We start from the raw sequence: 8,337 nt of genomic DNA, 5'->3' as shown, positions 1-8,337 counted from the left end.
CGCCATGTTCGTCCCGAAGCACGATCGCTTCTTCAATGGCATACTCATCATACGGGTTAATAATAAATTCTGCGCCTTCTTCATCAATAACTCCGTCATTAATAACTATTTTTTCTTCTGTATCAAAAGTACGTTTAATAATTACATAAACTTTCATCAAGTTTTCATCTCCTATAAAGTTAGATTGTACATGTTAGCGTTTTTCGAATTAAATTGCTTTTCTCGTAGTTTTCTCCTAAGCGTTTTCCTACAAGACTTTTTGGAATCTCTTTTACGAAAAACATATTTTTTAGGACGCTTAAGATAAGTTTAAGTTATTCTGACAAAAAATGTATAACTCTTCCTTAGTCAGTGAAGGATCCATAGGAATAACATAGGCACACACTTTTTGCCCCCATTGATTATCCTCTTCACCTAATACAACCGTTTCAAAGGGGTGATCAGCTAATATGTTTTCAATCTCTAATGGATAAATATTTTTCTCCTCCAGAAATAATCATGTCATCTTAACGTCCAACTACAAATAACTAACCATGAATATCAATAAAACCTAGGTCTCTGGTGAAATACCAACCATCTCGAATAGCGTTTTGTTGCCTCGGAGTTCCCTTCTCTGGAAACTCCCGGTATTAATTCCTCTTTCCGAGTTGTAAAATATTAATCTTGAAATTGAGCGACACCTAAATATATTGTCAATTCTGAGAAATTAGGGAAATTTTAACCCCTATTAAAAATCCAGAAGCTTTTCAAGGTTATTGGAATAGTATTTATAGTTTTAATATGAGAGGTCTTCAACAACTTCATCTGCATTTATAGGTTTTTGAGTAAATTTACTTATGACAACGGTTACAATCAATGACATTAAAAAACCAGGAACAGCTTCATATGTGATTCCAAAAAGGATATTACTAAAAAGAGCTTGAATGTCAGGGAGGAAGGCGAATGTCCATGCAGGTTGTTGTTTTACCAGGATTACGGTAATCAGACCAACTATCATTCCCCAAAACACTCCATGTTTAGTGGTCCCTTTCCAATAAAATGTTAACAGGAGAGCTGGTCCAAAACAGGCACCTAAACCACCAAAAGCAAAAAGGACCATCCAAAAGACAAACTCTTGAGCTGAAATAGCTAATAAAACAGACAAAGACATTAATACAACAGTGGATACACGACTGTAAAATACGAGTTGTTTTTGGGAAATTTCTTTTCCTTTTCCAATTATTCGATCATAAATGTCACGTACAATAGCGCTAGCCCCAACTAGTAACTGACTGTCTGCAGATGACATGATTGACGCAAGTATAGCAACAAGTAAAATACCCATAGTAAATGGGTCAAGAATTTCATTTCCTACAGATGAAAATATAGCTTCTTGATTTTCGTTTGGAAGCATACTTATATCTGGAAACATAGCTCGGCCTGCTAGTCCAATAAATATGGCGCCCCATCCCATAAGCACGTTCCAAAATGAAGCTATAAGGGCAGCTTGTTTCATTTCCTTCAAATTTTTTAAAGACATGTAACGTACAATGATATGCGGGTTTCCAGGACTTCCCAATCCGATTCCAAGCAGCCCTCCTATAGCACCAACCGTAAAGGCAAATGGACTCGTGAATCCTCCCCCTTGAGAATGCAAGGTATCTAGAATTGGTCCAAAACCACCTAAATTAATTATTGCTAATATTGGCAAAATTATCAAAGCACCAAACATAAAACCACATTGTAGAACGTCTGTTTTACTAACAGCATGAAATCCCCCAAGCATTACATAGATTAAGATTATTAATGCAGTCATCCCCATTCCAACTCCAGGAGAAACTCCAAGGCTTGAAGAAAACGCTGTACTTCCAGCAACTACTTGAGATCCAACATAAGCAACCATAAAGAAAATAATAATTAGTGAACTAACTAAACGCAAAAGGTTATTTTTGTCATTATAACGAGTTGCAAGAATATCAGGAACTGTTATACTATCATATTTTTCGCTGTATTTACGAAATCGTCGGGCTACAAAGAAAAACAGGAATATTTCTACTGTAATGTAACCTGCAATAGCCCATACTGCGTTTAGACCAGTAGCATAAGCCGTACCTGTCAAACCTAAAATTAACCAAGCACTTCGACCGGAACTAACAGCACTTAAAGCTACTGTCCATTTATTAAGGTTTCTTCCTGCTAGAAAAAAATCATTAATTCCACCCTTTGCTTGTTTTGAACTTATAAAACCAATTACTAATAATATCGCTAGGTATAGAACAAATACACCAATTGTTATAGGATGACTACTCATTTGGCACCTCCAACTTGTTTTTCATCTTGATTAATTTGAGAAGCTTGTTGATTTTGCATTATTTCGTTAGACTTTTTATCCAGTTTTGTTTGAATGATATAACAAAAAATTGAAACAGCAAGAATAGAGACAGGCATTACAACTAACGCAAATAAAATACCCAATGTCATCGAAAAACCCCCTTAATTTAATTAAAGAGTATCTTATTAAAGCCCAATTTTAAAAGCCCAATTCTGTGTCCCCCTTTTTGTTTTTATGGTGAACGATGTTTACCAAATGGACTTGAGTTGAATCTTATTATATCTATAAATATCAGTCAAGACATAAAATTCAAAAAAATAAAAACCTTAAAAATATTTGCTTTTTCTGATTTAATGATTTATTCTGTATTCAGAAAGGCAAACAAGTATTAATATCTAAGAATTTACTTATATATTTTTAAGTTTTTTGATTAGTGAATACCGTTCACCAATTAAAAATCAAAACAAAATCAAACAAAAAAATTAGATTGAGATATAAAATGGAAAATATCATGGTAAAAGATTAGAGGAAAGGTGTGAATCTAGTGGGTACTCAAAATCGCTCTTATGGAAATGTAGCTCATGCATTAGATGTTTTATTGTTATTTAGAAAACATGATGAACTAACATTAGGGGAGATTGCAGAGTTATTAGATGTTCGAAAAAGCTACTTGTCAAAGTTGCTAGATACTTTACAAGAAAAAGAGTTTTTATCTAAGGATACTCAAACAGGAACTTATAGTCTTGGTTTGTCGTGTTTAGAGTTACGCTCATCTTTTGAAAAGAGAATGGACGTTAGAAAAATTACTCGTCCCTACTTGGAAAAGCTAGCTTCTAATACCAAGGAATTGGTACATTTAGGTGTTTTAGATTCCAATGTTGTTGTTTTGCTCGACCGTATCACAGGCAATGATTCAGGATTACGATTGCAATTTCATTTATCACTAACTTCTCCACCATATTCTACAGCCCTGGGAAAAGTACTCTTAGCATACAGTAATCCTGATTTCGTAGATAAATATTTATCTAATGAAAAGTTGCAATCGTTCACCCCCCATACAACAGTTGATCCTGACATGCTTCAATTAGAATTGTCTAAGATTCGAGAAAAAGGTTTTTATTTATCTTATGAAACATTTGAAAGCGGTGTATCTTGCTTGGGAGCACCTATATTTGGAAAAGATGGGAATATTTCTGCAGCTATTAGTATATGTGCTCCAACAGTTCGAATCATGTCTAATGAACAAGATTATATTGAGAAGCTGGGAGAAGCGACGTATCAAGTCTCTCGAAACTTAGGATACTCATCCGATTTAAGTTATAGTTCTAGAATTAAGGGATAATTATTTATCCCTTAACTATATATCTCATAAATTAAATCTTATCAAGGAGGGTTTTTATGATTACTGAAAAAACCAAAGAACAAGAAATGTTAGTAAAAGTAATTCGCGACTTTGCAAAACAGGAGATTGCACCAGTTATTGATCAATATGTACACAACGGTGAGTTTCCCACTGAAATTATTCAAAAGTTAGGAGAGCTAGGGGTATTTGGAATTCAATATCCTGAAGAATACGGTGGAATGGGAGAGGGGATGGTTTGCTTCTCAAATGTATTAGAAGAATTAGCCAGGGTTGATGCTTCAGTTGCTGCTATAGTTATGGCTAACAGCTCACCACTAACCATCCTCAGTAAATTTGGGTCTGAAGAACAAAAAAATAAATGGTTAGCTCCAATTATTGCAGGAAAAGGAATTGCCTCTATTGGTTTAACCGAAGCATCAGGCGGATCTGATGCATCAGCAATGAAGACAAAAGCTATAAAAAAAGAAAATGGTTGGATGATTAATGGAAATAAACTATTCATAACAAATTCTGGAAATGAACTCAATAAATTTTCTGTAATTGCAGCAGCTACAGGTACTGAGAATGGAAAAAAACAAACCTCCAGCTTTATTATTCCTCGAGAGACACCAGGATATGTTGTAGGTCCAAAAATTCACACTATAGGATGGCAAGCAGCAGATAGCCGTGAACTAACATTTGAGGATGCCAATATACCAGATGAATATTTAGTGGGAGAACAAGGTACTGGCGTTAAACAATTGCTAACATCTATTACCTATGGTCGAATAAGCATTGCCGCATGCGCAGTAGGAGTAGCGCAAGGCGCATATGAAGAAGCTCTTGAATATGCAAAAATTCGTGAAGCTTTTGGCCATCAAATATCAAAATTCCAAGGAATCTCATTCAAAATTGCTGATATGGCCACAAAAATTGAATCTGCAAGATTGTTGGTACATAAGGCTGCTTTATTAGCAGATAAAGACGAAGATTTTCGTAAAGAATCTTCAATGGCTAAACTTTATGCTACCGAAATGGCAATGTCTGTGGTACAGGATTCCATCCAAATTCATGGTGGTATTGGTTTATCTAAGGAACATCGGGTTTCAAAAATGCTTGGGGACGCTAAGTTATTAGAAATTGTAGAAGGGACTTCAGAAATTCAAAGGTTAACAATATCTAAACTAGTAGGATGCTAATTATGAATTTATATGATTAATATAAAAATATACTAAATGAGCATTACAAGAATGCGGAGAGGGTGAAAGTCATGTCTTCAATATACATTCCTGTTCGTATAGAATATGGAACTGGAAGTAGTTTAAAGGTTGGTACTGAATTTAAAACCTTTAACTGTACCAACGTCTTAATTATTACAGATCAAGGAATAGTTAGTTCAGGATTGCTTGATAAAATAACAGAAAGTTTAGATAATAAGAATATTTCGAACATAATATATGATCAAGTAAAGGCAGACCCAGATGAAGAGTGTGTAACTAACGCTCAAAATTTATTTATAGAAAAAAATTGTGATGGTATTTTAGCTGTTGGGGGAGGAAGTTCTATAGATTGTGCCAAAGGGGCTGCTTTATTAGCAACAAATCCTGAACCGTTAATGAGTTACGCTGGACCAGATAAAGTAAAAAATCAACTCCCACCTTTAATAGCAATACCTACTACTTGTGGCACAGGATCAGAAGTTACCAATGTAACAGTTATAACGGATGAAAACCACTTTAAATCGCCTTTTATTTCCACGCTTCTTATACCAAAAGTAGCGATTCTTGATCCTGATTTATTGAATACGCTTCCACCTAATCTTGTAGCTTCCACAGGTATGGATGCTCTAACTCATGCTATAGAAGCTTTAACAAACAAGGTAGATAATTGGTATGCAAATGCTTGTGCAATTCAAGCGATAAGGGATGTTAAAAAATATATAAGACTTGCAACTGATGGAGATCGACATGCTTTAGGAAAAATATTATATGCTAGCACTCTTGCAGGAATAGCGTTTACGTTATCCAGGTTAGGGCTTGTTCATGCCATGTCACATCCGATCAGTAGCTATGCAGGCATTCCCCATGGAACAGCTAATGCAATACTTTTACCTTACGTAATGAGCTTTAATTTAGTTGGAACCCCTAATGTATATGCTCAGGTGGCTAGAGAGCTAGAAGTAAAAGAACAACAAAGCAGCATTAACACAGCTGCTAAAGATGGAGTTAAAGAAATCATTAATTTAAATGGTGAACTCGGAATTCCAAAGTCATTTAAAGAGTTAGGGTTAAAGGAATCACACATTCCAAAAATGATTAAAGATACCTTCAAGAGTGGAAATATAGCAATTAACCCAAGAGAGGTTACAGAAAGAGATGTGGAAAGGATATATCAACTCTCGATTCAAGGCGACTCCCCTTTATTATTATTAGAGGAGGTGGAAATTTGAGTAAAGTTACAAGCTTAAGAGATGCAGTAAGCAGAAACATTTATGATGGTGATTTAGTTTATACCAGCGGATGGCAGGGGAATGTTCCCTATTCTGCAAGTCATGAAATAATTCGCCAAAATAAATTAATTAAATTAATAAGTGGGGCTAGTTGTGAAATTGGAGATCATCTAATAGCTGCTGGTTGTGTAGATGAAGTTTACTTAAGCTGGATAGGAAATGATGCAACAAAAGGAAGCCATGCCATACGTCGAGCACTAAAGGGAATTCCAAGAAAATTAAAAATCCATGATTTCAATAATATGACTATTGTATCCATGTTATTAGGGGGCTACTATGGGTTTCCATTTGTACCAGTGAAAGGAATGGTAGGGTCTGATTTAATTGAATATAACGAAATTATTCGCTATACAGATAATCCATTTTCAGAAAAAGATGAGGAAACGCCTGTTGTGCCTGGTATTCAACCAGACGTTGCTATTCTTCATGTTCAACGGGCAGACGAATTTGGTAACGTCCATCGATGGGGAGCATTATCGTTAGATGAAATCGCAGGTATGGCAGCAAAACGAGTAATTTTAACATGTGAGGAATTGGTTTCGGCTGAAATTATTCGAAATGACCCTAACCGTACCATGCTTCCTGGTTTAAAAATCACTTCTGTTGTACACGAACCGTGGGGTGCTCATCCCTCTCATATGCCAGGTTTCTATCAGTCTGATTGGGATTATAGAATTAATGTTTCAGGAGCTGCTTCACGGCAACAAGAGAGTCATGAAGCATTCTTAAAAGAGTGGGTCTATAACATCGAAGATCGTAACGATTACATTGAATATTATGTCAAAAAATTTGGTTATAGCAAAATTGAAGATCTAAGACTAAAAGAACCGATATTAAGCAGTTCTATTAATTATGGATGGAGGTGATTAGCTTGACAGAAATTAATGTAAAAACTCAACTATTAAATTTTTCTTTGAATGAATTGATGATTGTAACTGCTGCACGTGAAATTAAGGATAAAGATATTGTTTTTGCAGGGTATGGCCTTCCTTTAGTGTCTACCTATTTGGCTCAGGTTTCACATGCTCCTGAGGTTTCATTAATCACAGAGACTGGTAATATCAGGCTAACACCTCCTGATTCATTGCCTCAAGCTGTTGACGATTTAACATTAAGTGCCAATTCTGATATGGCTACAGGTTTACCAGAAGTTACAGCAATGCTGGTCCGTGGGGAGGTTAATGTTGGTTTCTTAGGTGGCGCCCAAATTGATCAATTTGGAAATTTGAACTCTACTTGTATAGGACCTTATGAAAATCCAAAAGTACGTTTAATGGGTAGTGGAGGAGCAAATGATATTGCTTCTTATGCAAAAAAAAGTATTATTATTCTAAATCAAGACCGAAAGGAACGATTTGCTAAAAGAGTTGATTACTTGACATCGCCTGGTTATATAAATGGTCCTGGTGCCAGGGAGAGAGCTGGTTTACCTCCAAATACTGGACCTGTTTGTGTAGTTACAAATAAAGGTGTTTACCGCTTTGAAGAAGAAACCAAAGAAATGTACTTGGCTCACTATCATCCAGGGGTATCCATAGAAGAAATTAAGGATTTAGTTGAATGGGATCTCAAAATAGGTGATAACGTTTCAGAGACTCCTCAGCCAACCGGAAATGAATTAGTGTTACTTCGTGAAAAGATTGATCCAAATCGTTTTTACATTTAATTATAAACTTAATTAAAAATAGAACCCTATATTTCATTATTAAGGGCATAATTTTATCTTAATTGGTAATATAAAAATTGAAAGGTTGAGTAAAGTGACAATTAATACAAAAGTAAAAACCTATTTAAATTATATTGGTGGGGAATGGTTAAAAGGAAAAACGGATGATCTGCAAAAGTCTATGAATCCGGCCAATAATAATGATATTGTTGGTCATTTTCAAAAATCAACTCGTGAAGACTTGGACAAAGCCGTGGCCGCAGCAAAAGAAGCTCAAACACCATGGAGAAAGCTTGCTGCACCAGAACGCGGAAACTTTTTGTATAAAGTGGCGGACGTTTTGGAATCCCGTGTAGATGATATTGCTGAAATGATGACGCGAGAAATGGGAAAAACATTCCCGGAAGCAAAAGGGGAAACGGCTCGCGGGGTAGCTATTCTTCGCTATTATGCAGGAGAAGGCATGAGAAAAGTAGGTGACGTGATTCCGTCTACCGATAAAGATGCTT

The 8,337-nt window shown here is 35.6% G+C and carries 9 protein-coding genes and 1 pseudogene; 6 read left to right on the top strand and 4 right to left on the bottom strand.

Features of this window, described 5'->3' with window-relative positions:
• The 4 genes and pseudogenes from ACE1TI_RS21265 to ACE1TI_RS21250 all read right to left on the bottom strand — a co-directional run.
• Positions 1-157, bottom strand: a pseudogene (locus ACE1TI_RS21265) (electron transfer flavoprotein subunit beta); the annotation flags it as partial.
• A 141-nt stretch (positions 158-298) separates the two neighbouring features.
• Positions 299-451, bottom strand: coding sequence for a hypothetical protein (locus tag ACE1TI_RS21260; RefSeq protein ID WP_375009524.1), 153 nt, complete (start codon positions 449-451; stop codon positions 299-301).
• A 324-nt stretch (positions 452-775) separates the two neighbouring features.
• On the bottom strand, positions 776-2,290 hold the full coding sequence (locus ACE1TI_RS21255) for a sodium/proline symporter (protein ID WP_375009523.1): 1,515 nt from the start codon (positions 2,288-2,290) through the stop codon (positions 776-778).
• The gene (locus ACE1TI_RS21250; protein WP_375009522.1) at positions 2,287-2,460 is read right to left on the bottom strand and encodes a hypothetical protein; all 174 of its coding nucleotides are present in this window, start codon (positions 2,458-2,460) and stop codon (positions 2,287-2,289) included. Before ACE1TI_RS21250 ends, ACE1TI_RS21255 begins: the two co-directional genes overlap by 4 nt.
• Positions 2,461-2,855: 395 nt before the next feature.
• Between ACE1TI_RS21250 and ACE1TI_RS21245 the strand changes: the two genes are divergently transcribed.
• The 6 genes from ACE1TI_RS21245 to ACE1TI_RS21220 form a co-directional block, all read left to right on the top strand.
• A complete protein-coding gene (locus ACE1TI_RS21245) occupies positions 2,856-3,653 on the top strand; it encodes an IclR family transcriptional regulator (protein WP_375009521.1) in 798 nt (265 codons plus the stop codon).
• A gap of 56 nt (positions 3,654-3,709) precedes the next feature.
• Complete coding sequence (locus ACE1TI_RS21240; RefSeq protein ID WP_375009520.1) at positions 3,710-4,852, top strand: acyl-CoA dehydrogenase family protein; 1,143 nt, start codon at positions 3,710-3,712, stop codon at positions 4,850-4,852.
• 71 nt (positions 4,853-4,923) lie between these two features.
• Positions 4,924-6,102 carry an iron-containing alcohol dehydrogenase family protein gene (locus ACE1TI_RS21235; RefSeq protein ID WP_375009519.1) on the top strand — a complete coding sequence of 393 codons (1,179 nt, stop codon included), beginning with the start codon at positions 4,924-4,926 and terminating at the stop codon, positions 6,100-6,102.
• On the top strand, positions 6,099-7,028 hold the full coding sequence (locus tag ACE1TI_RS21230) for a CoA transferase subunit A (RefSeq protein WP_375009518.1): 930 nt from the start codon (positions 6,099-6,101) through the stop codon (positions 7,026-7,028). Before ACE1TI_RS21235 ends, ACE1TI_RS21230 begins: the two co-directional genes overlap by 4 nt.
• A 5-nt stretch (positions 7,029-7,033) precedes the next feature.
• Positions 7,034-7,828, top strand: a complete 795-nt coding sequence (locus ACE1TI_RS21225; protein WP_375009517.1) for a CoA-transferase subunit beta — start codon at positions 7,034-7,036, stop codon at positions 7,826-7,828.
• Between the two features lie 94 nt (positions 7,829-7,922).
• A partial coding sequence (locus tag ACE1TI_RS21220) for an aldehyde dehydrogenase family protein (RefSeq protein ID WP_375009516.1) occupies positions 7,923-8,337 on the top strand: 415 nt, incomplete at its 3' end.

It is taken from the genome of Alteribacillus sp. JSM 102045 (assembly GCF_041949975.1).
Lineage (GTDB): Bacteria > Bacillota > Bacilli > Bacillales > Marinococcaceae > Alteribacillus.
This window is presented reverse-complemented; position numbering and strand designations above follow the sequence as displayed.